This window comes from Atopostipes suicloacalis DSM 15692, from assembly GCF_900129085.1.
Taxonomy (GTDB): Bacteria; Bacillota; Bacilli; order Lactobacillales; family Carnobacteriaceae_A; genus Atopostipes; species Atopostipes suicloacalis.
Genome location: NZ_FQUF01000005.1, coordinates 1 through 20,559, shown reverse-complemented (window position 1 = coordinate 20,559; position 20,559 = coordinate 1). Strand labels below are relative to the sequence as shown.

The window sequence follows — 20,559 nt, the reverse complement described above, 5'->3', positions numbered from 1 at the left end:
GGTTAATCTAAAGGTATTCGAACCTCTCCACTCATTAGTTTTGGTAATAATGTATTTCGTATCTCAGATAATTTTTGATTTTGTATTCGACTGTTTATTATCTTTTTATACATTGGCTCTACTACCTGACTAAACTGTTTCAATATTTCATCATTTGGAATAGGAATTTTTATTTGGTTGATATTCTTATTATTAATTGCTTGCATAGTGGTACCAGTACTATATAAGTTTTTAATTTCATCAAAAGCTTCGCTTTGAATGTAGGTCCATAAATAATAAACTGATAATTTCGTAGCTTGAATCCCAGCAAACCCTGTTGATAATATATATCTGTTTTGTAATCTGTAATCATTCTCATCTACTAATATAAGTTTTCTACTATCTTTCATTTTTGCGAACCAGACTGTATTTGGTGTAGGCTGCATATTGGCTCTACTAGGCTTATCATTTAGGGTAACTTTTGTGCTTTCATTTACGATTCGAGTATCTGATATATCAGCCGTCGCTAAATAGATTTTTTCTCCTTCAAATTCTTCAATTCCTGAAGTTTTTAATTTTCCTAAATTACTTTTTCCTAAACTATTTACTTCCCAACCTTTAGGTATCATTCCTAATTCTGAATCGATCATTTCTCCGCCATTTGATTTATAGGGTAATCCTTCTTCATTAGGAAATTCAAAATCTCCAAACCAATGTTTAAATAATAATTGAGCTTGCTCTTCTAAATTTTTGTTTATTTTATTATTTAGCTCTATCTTATCGTCTAAGATTGACAGGGTATCTGCTACAGATTTTTGTTCTGGTAAAGGAGGTATTATTATAGACATACTATCTAACATGGAATTGTTTAAACTGGCTCTTGTAGTCATAGTTGCAATTGCATCTACTTGATTCCTAAATATATTACTTCTAAAATAATAAGCTGAAAACTTAGGATATAAAATCTCTTTATCTTTTGGTCTTAACCTTTTTGTAAATCCATTAAATGTGGCATTGTTATAATCCCTTAAAGCAACCGCACTCATACCCAACTCATTAAAAGTTTCACTTGTTCTTGTTAAAAATACATCCCCTTCTTCTATTGACATATTATCTCTTTCTTTTTCTGTGCTCTCTACAAATTCATTGAGATTTTCTGGTACAAAAAAATTATTAAATATGTCTTTGAAACCTAAAAATGGATATCCAGATCCGAAATATTTTCTTCCTTTAGACAAACCTGATCTATAGTCAAATATTTCTCCTAGACTGGTTTCTTCCCAACCTTCAGGTAATTTATAACTCATAACCAATCACCTGCAATCTATCTCTAATTTCATCTTCTAATTCATAACTTTCTTGGAATGATTCAGAAAGCTCCATTGTTAAATCTTCCATTTTTTCTTCAAATGGGATGCCATCATCTTCTATTGCTTCAATTCCCACATAACGTCCAGGTGTTAAGATATAGTCATTTCCTTTAATCTCTTTTATGGTAGCTGAAGCAGAATAACCATCCACTTCCTCAAGCTCCCCACTTACAAAGTCTTTATAGGTATTAGCGATTTTATTGATATCTTCTTCTTTCAGTTCTCGATGTGCTCGAGTTACCATATCCCCCATATTACGTGCATCAATAAACAATGTTTTTCCTTTTTGTTTCTTGTCTTTATTTAAAATCCAAAGTGATACTGGGATTCCTGTTGAATAGAATAATTGACTAGGCATTGCAATAATACTTTCAACTAAATCATCTTCAATAATATTTTTACGTATTTCGCCTTCATTACTTGTTTGACTGGATAAAGATCCATTCGCAAGAACCAATCCTATCTTTCCTTTTGGTGAAAGATGATGAATCATGTGTTGCATCCATGCAAAGTTTGCATTACCTTTTGGTGGTGTCCCATATCTCCAACGCTTATCATCCACTAACTGGTCTCCACCCCAGTCTGACATGTTGAAAGGTGGGTTTGCTAATACGAAATCAGCTCGGAGAGTTGGATGTTGATCATTGAAGAAAGTATCCGCATGAGCTTCTCCTAAATCAGCTTCTATCCCACGAATGGCTAAATTCATCTGAGCTAACTTCCAAGTTGTTGGGTTAGCTTCTTGTCCAAAAACAGATAAATCCTGGATATTTCCATGATGATTCTCTACAAACTTAGCAGACTGAACAAACATACCGCCCGCGCCACTTGCTGGGTCATAAACTCTACCGTTATATGGTTCTAATATTTCAACTAATGTTTTAACAATGCTTGAAGGTGTATAGAACTCTCCCGCTCTTCTTCCCTCTTGTTCTGCAAACATGGCTAGACAATATTCATATGTACGCCCTAAAATATCTTTTTTGTCTCGATAATCAACCATTGGTATATTTGTAAATAAATCGACAACTTCTCCAAGTCGTCTTTTATCTAATTCAGGTCGTGCAAAAGTTTTTGGTAAAATTCCCGCTAAACGAGTGTTTTCCCTTTCAATCGCAACCATAGCATTATCAATTATTTGTCCAATTTCTTGTTGATTTGCATGTTTAGAAATATAAGACCAACGAGCTTCTTCGGGAACGTAAAATATGTTCTCAGCTAGGTACTCATCCTTCTCTTCTTCAAACCCTGCTCCTTCTTCTACAAGTTCTATGTATTTCTCTTCAAAACTATCTGAAATATATTTTAAAAATATTAACCCTAAGACTACATGTTTATATTCTGAAGCATCCATATTCCCTCGTAACTTATCGGCTACTTTCCAGATTTTCTTTTCAAAACCTAAATCTGCTGAATTAATTGGCAATTCAATTCCTCCTGAGTATGTATTAAATTTTAATATTTAGTTTGTTTATCCAAAAGCAATTTTTGGTTTCAATTTCATGAATTATTTTTATTATATCATTTATGTATGTAGCAATTAAGTGTTCATTGGTTTTTCTAGTTCTTTTTGAGTCTAATATATTTTTATATTTGTTGTTGATCTTATTTTAACATACTTTTAAAGCGATAAATGCCCAATCTTGTGCACATTTTAAGTGTTTTCATTTGTTTACGACTCGTTACTCGATTCGTCTTACACGACTCGTACCGTACGAGTCGTACAGTACGAGTCTTGATTATGATTATGACTATGAATATGAATATGAATTGATTATGATTATGCTTTTGATTTTGTTTTTGATTATGAATAAGGGCGGGAGCACAATTAAAAAAATGCTGATGAATTAAAAAGAGTCATCAGCATTCATTAGTCGTAAAAAGTTTTGTGGAGACAAAAAATAATTCTTCTCATTCTTCTTCTTTTTCTTCTTCTTTTATTTTTTTGGATATTTCTTCTTCTATTTGAGATTTTTTATCTTCATTACGTTGCCTGTACACATGAGTATTTTGAATAATTTTAATTAAGGGACGCAAAATCAAAGCAATCGAGCCAATAAAGTATAGAATTTGTCCAAGTAGAGCTGGTCCATCTAATAGACTAACCAAGCTACCACCAATAAATAAAATACCAATAAGCAGATCGTTAATTAAAGAATAGATGGAATAGATATTTTCAAAATACAATTCAAAATTACCAATCTTTATAATAATGTCATGTTTAACTCCTGTTGATCGCTTAAATTTTTTTCTTTTTAATTTAGCCATGATTCCCTTTCCTTTTTAGTATGATTCTTCCGATGAAAACCCTCTCTACTCTTATTTTATTTTAGTACATAATAAAATATATTGCATTCATTTAAAATTATCATTTTGTCGAAATTTCTAACTACGATGAAATATAAGTTTAACGATATAAAATAAATTGAATGCTAATAAACCGATGTCATTGTTTTAAATCAGTTACGCATCCATAAATGTGAAATACTAGTGCCTAAATCAATTACGCACCAATAAAACTAAAATACTGGTGCCTAAATCAATTACGCACCAATAAAACTAAAATACTGGTGCCTAAATCAATTACGCACCAGTAAAATTAAAATACTGGTGCCAAAAACGATTACGCACCAATAAAATTAAAATACTGGTGCCAAAAACGATTACGCACCAATAAAAATAAAATACTGGTGCCAAAAACGATTACGCACCAATAAAATTAAAATACTGGTGCCAAAAACGATTACGCACCAATAAATTTGAAATATTGGTCTCAAAACAGTTTAGCCACCAGTAAAACTAAAAAACCGATTGTTTCTGCGTTAAAGCAGGAACAATCGGTTATTTCGCAATGAAATATTGCATATGTTTATTAAAAAATACAGTGTTTAGTTTTTAACTGCGTCTTTTAATCCTTTACCAGCTTTAAATGCTGGAACTTTTGTTGCAGGAATCTCAATTTCGTCCCCTGTTTGAGGATTACGTCCTTTACGAGCAGCACGATCACGAACTTCAAAGCTACCGAAACCGATAACTTGTACACGTTCACCATCTGCTAAAGTTTCTGTTACGACGTCAAAAAGAGCTTCAACTGCGGCAGTTGCATCTTTTTTAGTTAAATCTGTTTTTGTAACAACGCCCTCAATTAAATCTGCTTTATTTGCCATAATTCTACACCTCCCGAAAAAGTTTCTTCTAGCATAATACTAGCTTCCACTTTTATAATCCCATTATTGAGAATAAATAGGTGAAATTGTCAATTACTTAGACATTTCATTTTAAAAGATAACACATAACCCTTATAACTGCAATCTTTTTTGAATAAAAATAATAAAATAATCATATTTTTATTCAATAATTTTAAGATCTTTTTCTAGGAATTATCTTAATTGGGGTTCCTTGGAAATCAAAGTTTTTACGCAATTGATTTTCTAAAAACCGCTGATAAGAAAAATGCAATAATTCCGTATCATTTACAAAAACAATAAAAGTCGGTGGACCCACTGCTACTTGTGTCATATAAAAGACTTTTAATCGTTTATTATTAACTGTAGGCGTTGGATTCATCGCCAAAGCATCCATTAAGACATCATTCAATATTGAAGACTGTACGCGTTGCATACGGCTCTCATAGATCTTTTTAATCAACTCAGGCAGCTTTTGTAACCTTTCCCCAGTTTCAGCCGAGACAAATAAAATAGGCGCATAGTCTAAAAATCTAAATCGCGTACGGATATCTTGTTCGAACTCTTGCATAGTATGAGTATCTTTTTCAATTGCGTCCCATTTATTAACTAAGAGAATAATACTTTTACCTTCGTCATGAGCATGACTGAAAACACGTGAATCTTGCTCTCTAATCCCTTCTTCTGCGTTAATCACACAAAGGACTACATCCGAACGCTCAATGGCACTAAGGGCCCTTAAAACGCTATATTTTTCTGTATTTTCATAAACACGACCACTCTTGCGAATTCCAGCCGTATCTATAATGACATATTCTTGCCCTTCTTCATCTACAAAGGGGGTGTCAATAGCATCACGGGTAGTTCCTTCAATATCCGATACAATCACTCGCTGCTCACCTAAAATTTTGTTCACTAAACTAGATTTCCCAACATTTGGGCGTCCAATTAAACTAAATTTAATAATCGAATCATCATATATACTTAAAGAATCATCCTCGAAATGTGAGACAACCTCATCCAGTAAATCACCTAACCCTAGGCCGTGTGAACCAGAAATTGGAAAAGGATCTCCTAAGCCTAATGAATAGAACTCATAAAATCGTTCGCGTTGTTCCGGGTTATCTGCTTTATTTAACGCTAAAACAACCGGTTTATTGGATCGGTATAATATTTTAGCAATATTTTCATCTAAAGAAGTAATCCCACTACGGATATCTACCATAAAAACAATAACATCCGCTTCTTCAATCGCTATCTCTGCTTGGCTTCTAATCTCGACATCTAGAGGATAATCCTCAAGAGTTATCCCTCCTGTATCAATAAGCGAGAACTCTTTTCCTAACCATTCTGTTTGCCCATAAATACGGTCTCTAGTCACTCCAGGATCATCTTCAACGATGGAGATCCTTTCTCCGACAATTCGATTAAAAATGGTCGATTTCCCAATATTTGGGCGACCCACTATGGCTACAATAGGTTTTGACATTTTTTCACCATCTTTCTTTTAATTTTAATGATCATTTGTTCCTATACAATAATAGACACCCAACTTTTTTGGCTATTCCAATAAGTTGGGTGCTTTTAATTATATTCAAAAAATCCTAACGTAAATTATTCTTCGTCTTCATCGTCTTCGAATAATCCTTTTAATTGGTCTCCTAATTGGTCACCAATTGTAAATGCCGAATCATCATCGTCATCTCTTAGTGAAGGTTGACGAACAGATTGACGAGGTTCTTTACGCTTTGGTTTTTGAGTAGCTGGTTGTTCTTGTTCATCTCTTTCAGGTGCTTCTTCTAAAGCTTTGATACTTAAAGATACACGTTGTTCTTCTTGATCAACGTTTAATACTTTAACTTCAACTTCTTCATCTTCGCTAACAACCTCATGTGGTGTTTCAACATGACGGTGTGCCATTTCTGAAATGTGAACTAAGCCTTCAACACCAGGTTTTAATTCAACAAATGCACCAAAGTCAACAATTCGTTTGACTATACCTGTTGTAACCGAACCTGCTGGGAATTCTTCATCCACAGTATCCCAAGGACCTAAGAGTAAATCTTTGATAGATAATGAAACGCGTTCACGTTCTTTATCCACACTTAATACTTTAACTTCAATTTCATCGCCAACAGAAAGTTTATCTTCTGGATGATCAATATGTTCATGTGCGATTTCTGAAATATGTACTAAGCCATCAATTCCACCTAAATCAACGAAAGCACCAAAGTTTGTTAGACGTACGACTGTACCTGTAACTGTGCTTCCTTCTTCAAGATTTTCTAATGCTTGAGCACGTTTGTCTTCTTCTTCAGATTCTAACAACTCACGACGTGATAAAATAAGTTGTCTGTTTTGAGGGTCAATTTCGATGATTTTAAATTCATACGTATTGCCTTCAAATTGAGATAAATCACGAACAAAACGAGTATCTAATTGTGATGCTGGTACAAAACCACGCACACCTAAATCAACGGTAACTCCACCTTTGACCACACGGTTTACTTCAGCTTCAACTGTTTCACCATTGTCAAATTTTTCTTGTAGTTCGTTCCAAACTTCACGTTGGTCTACACGTTTTTTTGATAAAATGTAGCTACCTTGTTCTTTGTCGCTTACTACACGAAGAACTGTTACACGAATTTTATCGTTTACTTCCACTTCTTCTGAAGGGTCTTCTACACGGCTAGTAGATAGTTCACGGATTGGAATATATCCTTCATGCCCTGTATCAAGTCCTACGATAACATTTTTATCTTCATCAAAAGCTAAAACAACTCCTTCAACAATGTCACCAGGTTTAATTTCTACTGATGCATCTAGAGCTTCAGACATACTTTCCATATCATTATCTTCATCTGGCATGTCTTCTGATGTTTCTTCAGTTTCCTCAGTTGTATCTTCTACAACTTCTTCAGGTGTGTCTTCTACAGTTTCTTCAGTTTCTTCAGTTTCTACTGTATCATCCATAGTCTCTTCAACTTCACCATTTACTTCTAAATCTTTGTTTTCTTTTTCTGACATATTTCCTGTGCCTCCCAATACCAATCAATATATACATCTTAACATATTCTACTATATATTACATGATAAAACTACATTTTCGATTAATTAAAACAGACATCTCTCATTTTGTTGTCATTTTTATATAAATATAGCTAAAAATATTCATATATATATTAATTTTTTATTTTTTTATTGATTAATTCCATACATTTATTTACAACTTCTGAAATAGATAAACCTGTCGTATCTACACAAATTGCATCTTCAGCTTGCTTTAAAGGGGATTCTTTTCGATTTGAATCATATTCATCCCGGGCAACGATTTCTTCTTTTAAGCGTGCAAAATCTGTTTCTATCCCTTTTTGTTGATTTTCTAAATAACGGCGTTCTGCACGTTCTTCAACACTTGCTATAAGAAAAATCTTGACATCCGCATTTGGTAATACGACGGTTCCAATATCTCTTCCGTCCATTACTACATCCGATTTTTCTGCTAGTGCTTGTTGTCTGCGGACCAACTCTTCACGAACTTTTGGAAATGAAGAAACAATCGACACATTATTTGTTACGTTATGTTGTCTAATTTTATCTGTAATATTTTCTCCATTTGCGAAGACATCTTGTCCATCTTGTTTTCGTTTAAATGTAATCTTTATTTCTTTTAAAAGCGCTGTAAGATCTCGTTCATTATCTATGTTTATATTATTTTTTAATGCTAAATAGGTCAATGTTCGATACATGGCGCCTGTATCGACATAGACAAGATGATACTTGTCCGCTAATAATTTTGCAATAGTGCTTTTCCCTGAAGAGGCGGGACCATCAATTGCAATTTGTATTCTATTATCCTTCAATATTTATCCTACCTTTATTTAGTCAACTTTTATTTTACTTTTAGAACTTGGCCCTCATAAACTGTTTCGCTAGACAAATTATTTAATGCCATTAATTCATCCGTAGTCATCCCATGATTTAGTGCAATCCGATACATATTATCTCCAGCTTGAACGGTATAAGTCGAGCCACTTTCTACTGGAACTTCTGGTTCGGGTTCCGGTTCGGGCTCCGGTGCCGGCTCTGGTTCTGGTTCGGGCTCTGGTTCAGGCTCTGGCTCTGGTTCAGGCTCAGGTTCTGGTTCTGGTTCGGGCTCTGGCTCCGGTTCAGGCTCTGGCTCCGGTTCTTCTTCTTTTTCGGGTTCTTCTTCAGGTTCTTCCTCTTTTTCTTCTTTACTCATATCTATTACATTTTCAACATCAGAATCTTTTGAAACTTTTTGCTCTTCAATTGGTCGATTTGAGTACCAAAGATAATAAAAAATCATTGCAAGAATAAGTAAGGCAAGGAATATCACTGTTCCTGTTAGCATGGGTGAAACCCCATCATTATTCCGATTTTTTTCACTTCTAGAACGTTCACTTCTTGAAACGTATTCTAAATCATCATAGTCTTCGCTAAACTGTTTAGACCAAATTTTCTCATCTGATGACCGGTTTCTTTTACTCATAAGCTTCTTCCTTCCATCTGTGCTATCTATATCATTGTAGCATATATTTTAATGAGTCGTTACTCATTATTAAAGATTATTGTACAAATTGTTATAGACTTCTTTCCAAGGTAAAACTCTCTTTCTTGCTTCTTCTTCTTTGTAAGATTGAGTCATCTTATTTAATTTAGCGATCAATTCCTCTTGATCTAAACCGCAACTTGAACAACATTCATTAAGGGAACTTTTTTTATTCTCACAAAAATAGTTCAATAAATAACTCCGTTTGCAATCCTCTTGATATACATATTGCATCATAAAAGAAAGTTGTTGATATTTTATTTTCTTTCTTTTTTCAATAGCTTGCAGGGCATCGTTTAAATTTATTGAAGTTTCTTTAAAATAATAGGCAAGTTTAACCATAGCATCCGACTCCGATAATTGTGTTTGTTTTCTTTTATAAACAGCAGTCAGAATCTCTTTGGAAGGTAGGGATGTTTCAATGAATCGTTGTTGAATATATTCATCCCCAGGCTGGTACAATAAAATAGCTAACCCTAGTTTGCCATCTCGACTAGCACGCCCTACTTCTTGTAGGTACATTTCAGGGGAACTTGGAAGATGGTAGTGAATGATAAAACGTATATCTTTTTTATTAAATCCCATTCCAAATGCACTTGTTGCGCAAATAATTTGTAAATCATTATTTAAGAATTGTTGTTGGATTTTTATTTTATCATCTGCTTCTAAGTCCGAATGATAACTGCTTGCTCTGAGCCCATATTCATTACTTAAATTATTTGCCCATTCATCCGCCATTTTTTTACTTGTAAAATAAATAATCCCAGCACCGGTCATTTTCTTTACTATTTCAATTAACTTTTCGTTTTTATTTCCTTCACAAATTTCCACAAAAAATTTAATTTCTTTTCGATCAACGGACTCAATGATTTGATTTGTCTCTTTAATATCTAATCCTAAAAAATGAATAATTTCATCTCTGACTTGCTTTGTAGCCGTCGCTGTTAAAGCCATAGTCGTAGGAGAACCTAGACTTTTTCGAATATTAGCCAAAGCTAAATAATCTGGTCTAAAATCTGTTCCCCAATGAGAAATACAATGCGCTTCATCTACAACAAATAACTGGATATGAGCTTTTTTCAAAACCTCAAGAACTTGCTGATTTTGCAACATTTCCGGGGAAGTATAAATAAATTTATACTGCTTGATTTGTCTAAAAATTCGTTTTCTCTCAGAAAAAGAAGTGAGACTATTTAAAGCAACCGCCCTTTTTTCTCCCCTTAAATGAAGCTGTTCGACTTGATCTTGCATTAAAGAAAGTAGCGGTGAAATAATTAATGTGACCCCATCTGTTAAGTAGGTAGGTAGTTGATAACATAATGATTTCCCAGAGCCGGTGGGTAGCATTACTAATGTATCCTTTTTATCTAAAACAGATTCTATCGCTTCTCTTTGTCCTGTTCGAAAGGATGAGTATGCAAATTTTTCATGCAAAATTTGCATTATTTGAGTACTCATTTCAATCGCATCCTTTCTAATTCCACTAATCGATAATGCATAAATTCCAATTGTTCAATTCCGTTCATCGCCTCTTGATAAGTAAAATTTTCTCCTTGATCAAATCCTTGATGGAGTTTTTCATAAATATTTGAAGGAATAAATGCTTTATATGGAAAAGATTCAAAAACAAAGGCTATTTCTAAGATATGTTCTCTTACAGTATTTTCTTTGATAGCTCTTTGGTTCGCAATCGCCATGATAGTCCTTCCTTTTTCCAATAACTTGTAGGTTTCGTAGGTACTTGCTGAAAGTCCATAATGAGTTTCTTGATGAAGTTTTTTTAGTATTTCATTATTTAAAGGAAAATCTTTTTTATTTGTATAGATGATTTGTAAAGCCTCTTCTAATATATCTTTAAAATAAAAATCGAATTCAAGAGCTGTCATTTCATAATTTTGCGAGAGCTGCATTCTTGTCTTACCGATAAATTCATGGCCTGTAAGTTGGTTAGCTAATACATCTGCAGAATTTTCATCCATTTGATTGAATAAAAATTCTTGTTCTTTGAACCAATGGCCTAAAAGTTTCTTTTTATTTGACTGAAACGGTTGGAACAATTGTCGAACATTTTCTTGATGAGAAGGATGTTTAACAATGGGAATATATTTATTGTTCTGATAGCTAAGTTCAGAAAAAACCTGTGTCAACAATTGATAACTATTCCAGAAAGGTGCCCTAACATTCGTATAGGTAAAACTTTCTATTTTTTTGGGATAGTAATGTTCATTAAAATATTCCTCGCAAACTATTTGTCCCTTATTAGTTAAAAGATAACCCTTTCCCTCTTCGACAAGATATTCTTGATTTAAAAGCTTTTGAATGATTTTTGATAGGTATTCTCGTGTCATTTGTTGTGCGAGAGAAAAACCATGGTGCCAATCATTAATCTCTACCAAATAAAACATGGAAGGTGTTCTTTTCGCATGAAACACATGAAGAATTTGCGAGAGAGTGACCACGTTTTCTAAATCAAAATAACTTAATATATAATAGAATAAATAATTGTCTTTCAAGTCCTCTCCCTCTTTCTTATGATTCTTTCATTTATTTTACAACACTCAAGCAGGAATACCAACATCAAAACCAAACAAAAAAGACCAGCTAAGGTAGCCAGTCTTCTTAATCGTTGATTATTTTATTTCTGAAATATTTAAATCAATTGGATTATTTTTATTTTTTAGCTTATTTAAATAACCCTGTATTTGATAAAATACGATGAAGAATATAAGCGAAACGAGTATTCCTTTAACCAGGTTAAATGGAATAACAGAAAGCGTTAGATATTCACGCATGGGTCCTACACTAAATCCCATCACTTTCATATATAAAGGAGCAACAACTAACCAATTAAGAATAGTCATCGTTATCGTTAAAGATACTGTTGCTATACTTCCAGCTAAAATAGATTTTTTCTTGTTTGAACCTTTATTTTTAATCGCATAATATATCGGAAGTGTTAGAGATAATGTACCAATAAAAGCTGTTGTATCTCCGATTGGAAAGCCTGCTTCCCCTCCAGAGGTAATATATGAAAGTAAAGATCGGATGGCTGCAATGGCGACACCAGAAAGGGGACCAAAAACATACATTCCTAATAAAATAGGGATATCACTAAAGTCAATTTTTAAAAATGGCGCCCAATACAATATTGGAAAAGAAAATTGAGAGATCACCCACGCTACAGCTGCCAATATACCAATCATTGTTACCTTCTTCGTTCTTTGTTCAATCATTGAAAATCCTCCTATAATTTTTACTGATTAAAAATCAGTTTGAATTAAAAAGGATTCATCTATTGAGGTAGAGCTAATAAAAAAACTCCATTTATTATCTACAGGATAATAAATAGAGCTACAAATGTACATTAAAAGCACAAACGTATAAAGCTCCATCTTCTTCATTCCAGACTATACTGTCGGTACTGGATTTACACCAGTTCAGCTGTACGTTTAAATACAGGTCGTGGACTTTACCACCGGTCGGGATTTACACCCTGCCCCTGAAGACGAATCGTTTTTTATTTAAATCTATTATATCTTTTTTTTAATGTTTTGCAAGTATTTAGAATATATCCTCATTCTTTTAGTCATTAACCATTTGTTCAAGTTGTTTTACTTCGTGAGGAGTTAAAAAGCGCCATTCTCCAGATTGCAAACCATCTGTAGAAAGAAACCCAAAACGCTCTCGTGTTAACTTTTCTACTGGATGCCCAATACTTTCAAACATATTCTTTACTTGATGGTTTCTACCTTCGTGAAGTGTAATTCGAGCTATCGTTGTATCTGATGGTCGGTCATAACTCAAAATATTTACTTTAGCAGGTGCTGTTTTTTGTCCATCTAGCATAACCCCTTGAGCAAGTTCGTTTCCTAACTTTTTAGTGATACGTCCTTTTGTCTTTACGACATAGGTTTTTGGAAATTCAAAACTTGGGTGAGTTAATTTATGGGAGAGTTCTCCATCATTTGTTAATAATAAAGCTCCCGTTGTATCCCAATCCAATCTACCGACAGGATAAATACGTTCTTCAACGCCTTGAATCAGCTCAACAACTGTCTCCCGATTTTTGGGATCATCCGTCGTAGAAATTGTTTCTCGTGGTTTATTTAATAGAACATAGACATATTGTTCGCGTTCAATAAGAACATCGTCGACGGTAATTGAATCGTTTTTTGAAACTTTTGTTCCTAATTCTTTAACGACTTCACCATTCACTTTAACGCGGCCTTGTTCAATAATTTCTTCAGACTTTCGACGAGAAGCAACCCCCGCATGTGCCATTACTTTTTGTAAGCGTTCCATTTCATCAGCCTCCTTTTTTAAGTTATTTTAATGTTAAAAATTTTCTTGTTCAATATCATCAAAAGATTGTTGAAAGTTCTTAAAGAATAAATCCGTCATTTCTTGATCACTATTTTCTTCCGCCAGAGGAGGTAATTCTTCGATTGAATTAATTCCAAAGTAATCTAAAAAGAAAGCAGTGGTTCCATACAATAAGGGTTTTCCAGGTCTATCTAGACGTCCTACTTCCTCAATTAATTGTCGGGAACGTAATTTTTGTAAGTTACCCGTCACTTGCACTCCTCGGATTTCTTCTATTTCAACCCGAGTAATTGGCTGCTTGTAAGCAATAATAGCTAGTGTCTCCAACAAAGGACGGCTAAGTAATTGTGAAAAGGGAGATTGAGCATACCTTTTAATATACTCTGCCACTTCTCTTTTTGTAACAATCTGATAAGTATTGGCTGTTTCAATAATTTTCAGGCCACTTGTTTCATCAGCATCATATTTTTCCGCAATAGTTTGTATCTTAGCCGCTATGACATCTAATGGATTGTCTGTTAGTTTAGCGAGTTCCTCCAAAGACAAACCATCATCTCCCGCAACAAATAATAATGCCTCAATTATTGCTATATCATTCATTTGATCCCTGCTTTTCTAGTCCTTCATTTTCTTCAACAATAGATATCGAAATATCTGATTGAATGGAATCTTGTTCAACAAATATCCGATGGTCTTTAATCAGCTCCAACATTGCAAGAAAGGTGACTACAATTTCTTGCCTGGTTGTTTTCAGCAGAAGTTCTGAAAATCGTACTTTATAGTTGCCATTTGTTAGAATTCTACTGTGAATATCCTTCATTTTTTCAACAACCGTTACTTCATCTGTTTCAATTGTTGTTGGTTGAGGGGTTTGTAATTCATGTCTTTGCAAAACTTCTAAAAAAATGGTGGATAAATCAGATACCTCTAAGCCCTGATCTTTCAATTCAATTGTTTGACTATAGTCTGAAATATTTGAGGGATCCTTTCCAAAATAATCAGCCCGATCTGTTTGTCGCTCTTCGAATTCAGGAATAATTTCTTTGATTTGCTTGTATTCAAGAAGCAATTCCATCAAAGGTTTTCTCGGGTCATCCTCTTCATAAAAATCTTCTTCTAAATCTGCTTGATTTTCATTTCGAGGAACAAGCATTTCGCTTTTAATCCGCATTAATGTAGCCGCCATTACAAAATATTCACTGGCGACATCTATTTGTTCAGCTTTCATATGTTCCAAATAGCGCATATATTGATCCGTAATTTTTGCAATCGGGATATCATAAATATCAATTTCTAATTGATTTATTAAATGAAGCAATAAATCTAGAGGGCCTTCAAAATTATCTAATTCTATTTGTAATTTATCTTCCGAATGAATATCTTCACTCATCTTATCCCTCTCTTCCATATCCCATTTTTAAAATTTTATTTATCTGTGAGTCTTTTTTGCCATTTGGAGATTACTGTGGCTGTATCAAGCGTAGCGACAATATTTTTTGAATCATATTTCTTTTGTAATTCATCCAGCATTCGATAAGTTAATCCTTCATTTCTAAACGATGGGTCTACTGCAATATGTCTTAATAAAACAATATCTTCTTCCTCTTCAACCCCTATTAAACCTATCAAATTTTCTGTTTCTTCGCTTTGCCACAGATAAATTTGACGATTATCTTGTGCATTATACCAATTAAGCTCTTCTTCTAATCGTGATGGATCTTTTAGATCAGAAATATAAGAAAATAAACCCATTGTAATTTTCTCATAATCACTATTAAATGAAACAAGCATTTAATCCCTCCTAACTGACGATTCATAAATCTTACTATTTATTTTATTGTCAATTATTATACTCAGGTAAGCCATTTTCAAATCGCATAAAGTCTTCTGGCGTTTCTCGACGGATAGCTAAGAAATCTTTGCCCTCTTCGACAAACACAACAGCCGGACGTGGAATTCGATTATAATTACTCGCCATCGCAAAAGTATAATCTCCAGTATTAATGACCGCTAATAAATCTCCTGCTTCTACTTCAGGTAAAGGTAAATCAAAGATTAGCATATCCCCTGATTCACAGGCTTTACCCGCAATGGAAACCGTTGTGTTTGCTTCGTCATTCATTCGATTCGCGACAAAACCAGTGTACTTAGCATCATAAAATGCTGGTCGAATATTGTCACTCATCCCCCCATTAATTGAGACGTAATGACGTATATTGGGTAATTTCTTTTGACTGCCTATTTCATAAATCGTTGAACCGGCTTCTCCTACAATACTACGTCCTGGTTCTATCCATAATTCTGGATAAGGCATGCCATATTCATCTAATAAATTCATAAACTGCTGGCTAATCATTTTTAATTGATTTTCAGGCGAATTTTCTGCCTCTTCAACGGTATGCTGAACCCCAAAGCCGCCTCCCATATTAAAGACTTTTAGTTGAAAATCATATTTATTCTGCCACTTATTTACATGGTTTAGAATCTGATGCATAGATACCGTATAACTTTCTGTATCAAAAATTTGCGAACCAATATGCATATGTAAACCTGCTACATTTAAATACGAGGCATCTAAAGCTTCTGCTAAAGCTTTTTCTGCCTGTCCATTTTGGAGATCAAATCCAAATTTCGAATCAGCTTGGCCTGTCATAATGTATTGGTGAGTGTCTGCAGAAACTCCTGGGGTAATTCTTAATAGAATATTTGTCATTTGTTGACGCTGTTCTGTTAACTGTTTTAATATTTCTAATTCATGAAAATTATCAACAATGATATTTCCTATATTATAGTCTAGTGCATCGGTCAGTTCTTGTAAGGATTTATTATTTCCATGAAAATTTATCTTTTTCGCTGGAAAACCAGCTTGTTTTGCAAGATAGAGTTCTCCTCCTGAAACCACATCAATTGATATGTTTTCCTGATGGATAATTTGATAGAAGGCTACAGAAGAAAAGGCTTTACTTGCATAAGAAATTTCTGTTTGCCCTTTGTAATCTGCAAGCCCCTCTTTTAATTCGCGAATGTTTTTTCGAACTGTCTGGATATCATATATCACTAGAGGTGTTCCATATTTTTTAGTCAACTCAATGGTATCTACACCTGCTATTTCTAAATGATTCCGAGCATTAATATGGATCGTGTCTCTAGCTGTAAATTTTGCTAATTCATCTTTGTTTCCCAAACTTAGCCCTCTTTTCATTAAGTTACAATATAGTATTATACACGATTTACCATTATAAGTACAAACCCGAGTAAATATCAAGTCTACTCTTGAAAAAGATGAAATTTCTGAGTTTATATTTCGAATAAAAAAAGCAATTTATTCAGGACATCTTTCTCCCCTTAAAATAAATTGCTTTTTATTTTTAAATTAGACTCTCTGTAAAATATTGATAATAAGTTGTTTAAAAGATGAACGAATTTTCGTCGTAATCGCTATGACGTCTTCATGGTTCAATTCTTCTCCCATGCCAGCAGCAAGATTTGAAATACAACTAATTCCGATTACACGCATACCTGCATGACGAGCGACAATTACTTCAGGAACAGTCGACATCCCTACAGCATCTCCTCCAACCGTTTGAATCATACGGACTTCAGCTGGAGTTTCGTATGTAGGACCAGTCGTTCCATAATACGTTCCTTCTTGTAAAGTAAGATTTAGCTCAGAAGCAACCTCTTTAACTAATTGTTGATATTCTAAATCATACGCTTGAGTTAAGTCTGGAAAACGAGGCCCGTATTTATCATCATTTGGTCCTATTAATGGGTTTGTTCCAAATGAATTAATATGATCTGTAATCAACATCAAATCGCCAGGAGTGAAGTTTTTATTAACTCCTCCAGCTGCGTTAGTAACAATTAAAGATTTAGTGCCTAACATGCTCATCACACGCACTGGGAAAGTTACTTCATTCATCTCGTAGCCTTCGTAATAATGGAAACGTCCTTGTAAAGCAAGAACTTGTTTATCTCCTAACGTCCCGTAGACTAATTGCCCAGCGTGTCCTGCAACAGTTGAAACTGGAAAAGATGGGATTTCCTCATAAGGAATCACAATAGGATTTTCAATTTCATCCGCTAATTCCCCTAATCCTGAGCCCAAAATCAGACCCACATCCACTCGATTTACACCTTTTTCTTCTATATAAGTTGTTGCTTCTCTAGCTTTTGTAAAGACATTCTTCTGCATTTCTTCCATATGGAATCCTCCATTTATTTTAATTGATTTAAAAAGCTTGAACCATTTTCCATCGGTTTTAACTCAAAATTTTCTAAAATTGTTGCAGATATATCTGCAAAATATCCTTGGTCAAGTGGACCAGACGTTTCAAAGTTTTTATTATAGACCAACAAAGGAACAAATTCTCTAGTATGATCCGTCCCTTCATGGATCGGATCATTTCCATGGTCCGCAGTGATCATTAACAAATCATCTTCATGGAGAGCTTCTAATAGTTCTGGAAGACGTTGATCAAAATCTTCTAAAGCATCGCGATACCCTTCAGGATTTCTACGATGACCATATAAAGCATCAAAATCAACTAAGTTGGTAAAGCTAAGTCCTGTAAAATCTTCATTTTTTATTCGTTTTAATAATTTATCGACGCCATCCATATTTGATTCTGTGCGAACATAATCGGTGAGCCCTTGCCCATTGAAAATATCATGTATTTTCCCAACCCCAATCACATCATAATTGGATTCTTGTAAATGATCCAACATAGTTTCTCCAAAAGGATCTAAGGCGTAGTCATGACGATTACTTGTACGGGTAAAGTTTCCTGGCTGACCGACATAAGGACGGGCAATAATACGACCTATCATGTAAGGTTCATCTTTAGTTATTTCTCGGACATACTCACAAATTTCATATAGTTCTTCAATCGGTATAATTTCTTCATGTGCTGCAATTTGTAAAACAGGATCTGCTGAAGTATAAACAATCAGATCTCCTGTCTCCATTTGATGTTTTCCATATTCGTCAATGATAGCTGTTCCTGAAGCTGGTTTATTAGCAACTACCTTCCGGCCAGTATGGTCTTCAATTTGCTGGATGAGCTCTTCTGGAAATCCATTTGGGAAAACACGAAAAGGTGTATCAATACGTAAGCCAGAAATTTCCCAGTGACCGGTCATTGTATCTTTACCTACAGATTGTTCTTCTAATTTCGTATAATACGCTTTTGGAGTTTCTACTGGATCAATGCCTGTTAAGGGAGCAATATTTCCTAATCCCATTTTTTGCATATTAGGCACAGATAGTCCTGCAACTTCTGCAATATGTCCCAATGTGTTTGCTCCTTCGTCGCCAAATTCTTTCGCATCTGGAGCTTCTCCAATTCCTACAGAATCTAAAACGACGAGATGAATTCTTTTATACATATTTTTTCCACCTTTTCAATTTATATTTTTAGTCTTCCTTTAAAGCTCTAGGGTGATACTGTTCATATACATTTCTCATGCGGGTCTTCGTAATATGGGTATAGATTTGGGTCGTTGATATATCTGAATGACCTAATAATTCTTGAACAATTCGCAAATCTGCACCATTTTCTAATAAATGCGTTGCGAAAGAATGTCGCAACATATGAGGAGTGACATTTTGCTTGATCCCAGCTTTTTGAACAATCTGTTTTAAATTTTTCCAAACCCCTTGACGAGTTAATCCTCTACCACGCGCATTTAAAAACACAAATGGTGATTCTTCTGAAACCTTACTTGCAAATATAGGGCGACTATCTTCAAGATATTCATTGAGCCAATTTTTAGCTTCATCTCCAATTGGAATAATTCGCTCCTTATTTCCCTTCCCAACCGTTTGAATAAAGCCCATAGTTAAATGCAATTCGTCCATTCGCAAATGAACCAATTCTGAAATACGAAGACCGGATGCATACATGACTTCAAGAATTGCTCGATCTCGCAAACCAATAAAGGTTTCAACATCTGGGGTTTCTAATAATTGTTCAACCTCATTTAACGACAATACTTTCGGTAGAACTTCTGCTTTTTTGGGAGTTTCTACATATTGCATGGGATCATTTTTTGTAATCTTTTCTTGCCGAATAAATTGGTGGTATTGACGTAGACTAGATGTCATTCGAATAATAGAATTATCAGATTTACCTTGTTCTTTTAGCTTTTGTAAAAATAAGATAATATCATAACGATCAATTTTATTCCAATCATAAATGCCCTGTTCTTCCAAAAACTGAATATATTGTTGAATGTCTCTTTGATAACTTTTGACTGAATTTTCAGCTAAGTCTCTTTCGATTTTTATATGAACTAAATATTCTGCTAAAGGTTCTTGATCTATTTTTTTATTCGCCACTTCGATACCCTTCTTTTTTCAAGCACTTTTGGCATATTCCATGAAAGGTTAATTGTCGAGTCATAATTTTAAATCGATATTCTTGTTCAATTCTTTTCTCTGTATCTGTTAAAATAGGTTCTTGAATTTCTTCGATTTTCCCACAATTTTGACAGAGCAGATAAAATGTTTGATACTCGTTAGAACTTTTTACTAAATCAAAACGACTCATCCCATCGCGATAAGGGATTTTTTTAACAATATCTAATTCCTGTAACATATCTAAGGTACGATAAACCGTAGCTAAGCCAATAGATGGATTTCTATTTTTGACTTTAATAAATATTTCTTCAGCAATCAATAATTCATTGTTGTTTTCAATTAACGTTTCAACAGTGACCTGGCGTTGAGGTGTTAATCGATAACCTGATCGTTTTAATTTATTGTTGATGTCTTCATATATTGTATTAATATTTTCTGTCATTTTAATTTCCTTCATTCTGCTGATCCCATTCATATCATACCCCTAGTTTGAACTACTCCACCTTAAATCCTTTGGATTTTGAAGATGGAGATTCCTAAGAACTCCAACCTACTGGTCGGATTTTGATTAGGCTAACCCCGTAGTCCCTACGGTCTTGGAAGCTAAAACTCTTAAGGCTTCCTGTTTCAGATTTATGCTTGCGTTAATATCCCTGTCCTGATGAGTATGGCACTCTGGACATTTCCATTCACGAATAGTGAGATTCTTAACGGCTTTATTTTGATAGCCACACTCAGAACACAGTTGACTGGACGGGAAATTCCGTG

General features: G+C 34.2%; 21 protein-coding genes and 1 riboswitch. All 21 genes read right to left on the bottom strand.

Features of this window, described 5'->3' with window-relative positions; all coding sequences use genetic code 11:
* Positions 1–2 precede the first annotated feature (2 nt).
* Positions 3–1,286, bottom strand: coding sequence for a restriction endonuclease subunit S (locus BUB96_RS01940; protein WP_073295518.1), 1,284 nt, complete (start codon positions 1,284–1,286; stop codon positions 3–5).
* Positions 1,276–2,775 (bottom strand): class I SAM-dependent DNA methyltransferase, encoded by a 1,500-nt coding sequence (locus tag BUB96_RS01935; RefSeq protein ID WP_073295515.1) that lies wholly within the window; start codon positions 2,773–2,775, stop codon positions 1,276–1,278. The genes BUB96_RS01940 and BUB96_RS01935 overlap by 11 nt, the downstream gene beginning before the upstream one ends.
* Positions 2,776–3,260: 485 nt before the next feature.
* The gene (locus tag BUB96_RS01930; RefSeq protein WP_073295512.1) at positions 3,261–3,617 is read right to left on the bottom strand and encodes a YrhK family protein; all 357 of its coding nucleotides are present in this window, start codon (positions 3,615–3,617) and stop codon (positions 3,261–3,263) included.
* A gap of 620 nt (positions 3,618–4,237) precedes the next feature.
* Complete coding sequence (locus BUB96_RS01925; RefSeq protein ID WP_073295509.1) at positions 4,238–4,516, bottom strand: HU family DNA-binding protein; 279 nt, start codon at positions 4,514–4,516, stop codon at positions 4,238–4,240.
* A 193-nt stretch (positions 4,517–4,709) separates the two neighbouring features.
* The gene (gene der, locus BUB96_RS01920; RefSeq protein WP_073295506.1) at positions 4,710–6,023 is read right to left on the bottom strand and encodes a ribosome biogenesis GTPase Der; all 1,314 of its coding nucleotides are present in this window, start codon (positions 6,021–6,023) and stop codon (positions 4,710–4,712) included.
* A 125-nt stretch (positions 6,024–6,148) separates the two neighbouring features.
* Positions 6,149–7,561, bottom strand: a complete 1,413-nt coding sequence (rpsA, locus tag BUB96_RS01915; protein ID WP_327020639.1) for a 30S ribosomal protein S1 — start codon at positions 7,559–7,561, stop codon at positions 6,149–6,151.
* Between the two features lie 155 nt (positions 7,562–7,716).
* Positions 7,717–8,397, bottom strand: a complete 681-nt coding sequence (cmk, locus tag BUB96_RS01910) for a (d)CMP kinase (protein WP_073295503.1) — start codon at positions 8,395–8,397, stop codon at positions 7,717–7,719.
* Between the two features lie 29 nt (positions 8,398–8,426).
* Positions 8,427–9,047: an SAG1386/EF1546 family surface-associated protein gene (locus BUB96_RS10445; protein ID WP_073295499.1), complete on the bottom strand. Its 621-nt coding sequence runs from the start codon at positions 9,045–9,047 to the stop codon at positions 8,427–8,429.
* Between the two features lie 69 nt (positions 9,048–9,116).
* On the bottom strand, positions 9,117–10,565 hold the full coding sequence (locus BUB96_RS01900) for a RecQ family ATP-dependent DNA helicase (RefSeq protein WP_073295496.1): 1,449 nt from the start codon (positions 10,563–10,565) through the stop codon (positions 9,117–9,119).
* Positions 10,562–11,620: a helix-turn-helix domain-containing protein gene (locus tag BUB96_RS01895; protein WP_073295492.1), complete on the bottom strand. Its 1,059-nt coding sequence runs from the start codon at positions 11,618–11,620 to the stop codon at positions 10,562–10,564. The genes BUB96_RS01900 and BUB96_RS01895 overlap by 4 nt, the downstream gene beginning before the upstream one ends.
* Before the next feature lie 117 nt (positions 11,621–11,737).
* Positions 11,738–12,340: an ECF transporter S component gene (locus tag BUB96_RS01890; protein ID WP_073295487.1), complete on the bottom strand. Its 603-nt coding sequence runs from the start codon at positions 12,338–12,340 to the stop codon at positions 11,738–11,740.
* Between the two features lie 153 nt (positions 12,341–12,493).
* Positions 12,494–12,618, bottom strand: a riboswitch (FMN riboswitch).
* 71 nt (positions 12,619–12,689) lie between these two features.
* Positions 12,690–13,409 (bottom strand): pseudouridine synthase, encoded by a 720-nt coding sequence (locus BUB96_RS01885; RefSeq protein ID WP_073295483.1) that lies wholly within the window; start codon positions 13,407–13,409, stop codon positions 12,690–12,692.
* A gap of 33 nt (positions 13,410–13,442) precedes the next feature.
* A complete protein-coding gene (scpB, locus tag BUB96_RS01880; RefSeq protein WP_073295480.1) occupies positions 13,443–14,030 on the bottom strand; it encodes an SMC-Scp complex subunit ScpB in 588 nt (195 codons plus the stop codon).
* The gene (locus tag BUB96_RS01875; protein ID WP_073295476.1) at positions 14,023–14,820 is read right to left on the bottom strand and encodes a segregation/condensation protein A; all 798 of its coding nucleotides are present in this window, start codon (positions 14,818–14,820) and stop codon (positions 14,023–14,025) included. The genes scpB and BUB96_RS01875 overlap by 8 nt, the downstream gene beginning before the upstream one ends.
* A gap of 35 nt (positions 14,821–14,855) precedes the next feature.
* The gene (locus BUB96_RS01870; RefSeq protein ID WP_073295473.1) at positions 14,856–15,221 is read right to left on the bottom strand and encodes a GNAT family N-acetyltransferase; all 366 of its coding nucleotides are present in this window, start codon (positions 15,219–15,221) and stop codon (positions 14,856–14,858) included.
* 49 nt (positions 15,222–15,270) lie between these two features.
* Positions 15,271–16,614, bottom strand: coding sequence for a diaminopimelate decarboxylase (gene lysA, locus BUB96_RS01865; RefSeq protein ID WP_234945775.1), 1,344 nt, complete (start codon positions 16,612–16,614; stop codon positions 15,271–15,273).
* A 189-nt stretch (positions 16,615–16,803) separates the two neighbouring features.
* Positions 16,804–17,634: a purine-nucleoside phosphorylase gene (locus tag BUB96_RS01860; protein WP_073295470.1), complete on the bottom strand. Its 831-nt coding sequence runs from the start codon at positions 17,632–17,634 to the stop codon at positions 16,804–16,806.
* A 14-nt stretch (positions 17,635–17,648) separates the two neighbouring features.
* A complete protein-coding gene (gene deoB, locus BUB96_RS01855; RefSeq protein ID WP_073295465.1) occupies positions 17,649–18,818 on the bottom strand; it encodes a phosphopentomutase in 1,170 nt (389 codons plus the stop codon).
* A gap of 28 nt (positions 18,819–18,846) precedes the next feature.
* On the bottom strand, positions 18,847–19,770 hold the full coding sequence (gene xerD, locus BUB96_RS01850; protein WP_234945774.1) for a site-specific tyrosine recombinase XerD: 924 nt from the start codon (positions 19,768–19,770) through the stop codon (positions 18,847–18,849).
* Complete coding sequence (locus BUB96_RS01845) at positions 19,760–20,266, bottom strand: Fur family transcriptional regulator (RefSeq protein ID WP_084136665.1); 507 nt, start codon at positions 20,264–20,266, stop codon at positions 19,760–19,762. The genes xerD and BUB96_RS01845 overlap by 11 nt, the downstream gene beginning before the upstream one ends.
* Before the next feature lie 93 nt (positions 20,267–20,359).
* On the bottom strand, positions 20,360–20,559 hold a 200-nt coding region (locus BUB96_RS01840), incomplete at its 5' end, for a zinc ribbon domain-containing protein (protein ID WP_143274255.1).

What these genes read in the sequence shown, in the direction of transcription:
- BUB96_RS01940 (WP_073295518.1), bottom strand. Translation starts at nt 1,286, where the DNA reads ATGAGTTATAAATTACCTGAAGGTTGGGAAGAAACCAGTCTAGGAGAA.
- BUB96_RS01930 (WP_073295512.1), bottom strand. Translation starts at nt 3,617, where the DNA reads ATGGCTAAATTAAAAAGAAAAAAATTTAAGCGATCAACAGGAGTTAAA.
- BUB96_RS01925 (WP_073295509.1), bottom strand. Translation starts at nt 4,516, where the DNA reads ATGGCAAATAAAGCAGATTTAATTGAGGGCGTTGTTACAAAAACAGAT.
- der (WP_073295506.1), bottom strand. Translation starts at nt 6,023, where the DNA reads ATGTCAAAACCTATTGTAGCCATAGTGGGTCGCCCAAATATTGGGAAA.
- rpsA (WP_327020639.1), bottom strand. Translation starts at nt 7,561, where the DNA reads ATGTCAGAAAAAGAAAACAAAGATTTAGAAGTAAATGGTGAAGTTGAA.
- BUB96_RS10445 (WP_073295499.1), bottom strand. Translation starts at nt 9,047, where the DNA reads ATGAGTAAAAGAAACCGGTCATCAGATGAGAAAATTTGGTCTAAACAG.
- BUB96_RS01900 (WP_073295496.1), bottom strand. Translation starts at nt 10,565, where the DNA reads ATGAGTACTCAAATAATGCAAATTTTGCATGAAAAATTTGCATACTCA.
- BUB96_RS01890 (WP_073295487.1), bottom strand. Translation starts at nt 12,340, where the DNA reads ATGATTGAACAAAGAACGAAGAAGGTAACAATGATTGGTATATTGGCA.
- BUB96_RS01885 (WP_073295483.1), bottom strand. Translation starts at nt 13,409, where the DNA reads ATGGAACGCTTACAAAAAGTAATGGCACATGCGGGGGTTGCTTCTCGT.
- scpB (WP_073295480.1), bottom strand. Translation starts at nt 14,030, where the DNA reads ATGAATGATATAGCAATAATTGAGGCATTATTATTTGTTGCGGGAGAT.
- BUB96_RS01875 (WP_073295476.1), bottom strand. Translation starts at nt 14,820, where the DNA reads ATGAGTGAAGATATTCATTCGGAAGATAAATTACAAATAGAATTAGAT.
- BUB96_RS01870 (WP_073295473.1), bottom strand. Translation starts at nt 15,221, where the DNA reads ATGCTTGTTTCATTTAATAGTGATTATGAGAAAATTACAATGGGTTTA.
- BUB96_RS01860 (WP_073295470.1), bottom strand. Translation starts at nt 17,634, where the DNA reads ATGGAAGAAATGCAGAAGAATGTCTTTACAAAAGCTAGAGAAGCAACA.
- deoB (WP_073295465.1), bottom strand. Translation starts at nt 18,818, where the DNA reads ATGTATAAAAGAATTCATCTCGTCGTTTTAGATTCTGTAGGAATTGGA.
- BUB96_RS01845 (WP_084136665.1), bottom strand. Translation starts at nt 20,266, where the DNA reads ATGAATGGGATCAGCAGAATGAAGGAAATTAAAATGACAGAAAATATT.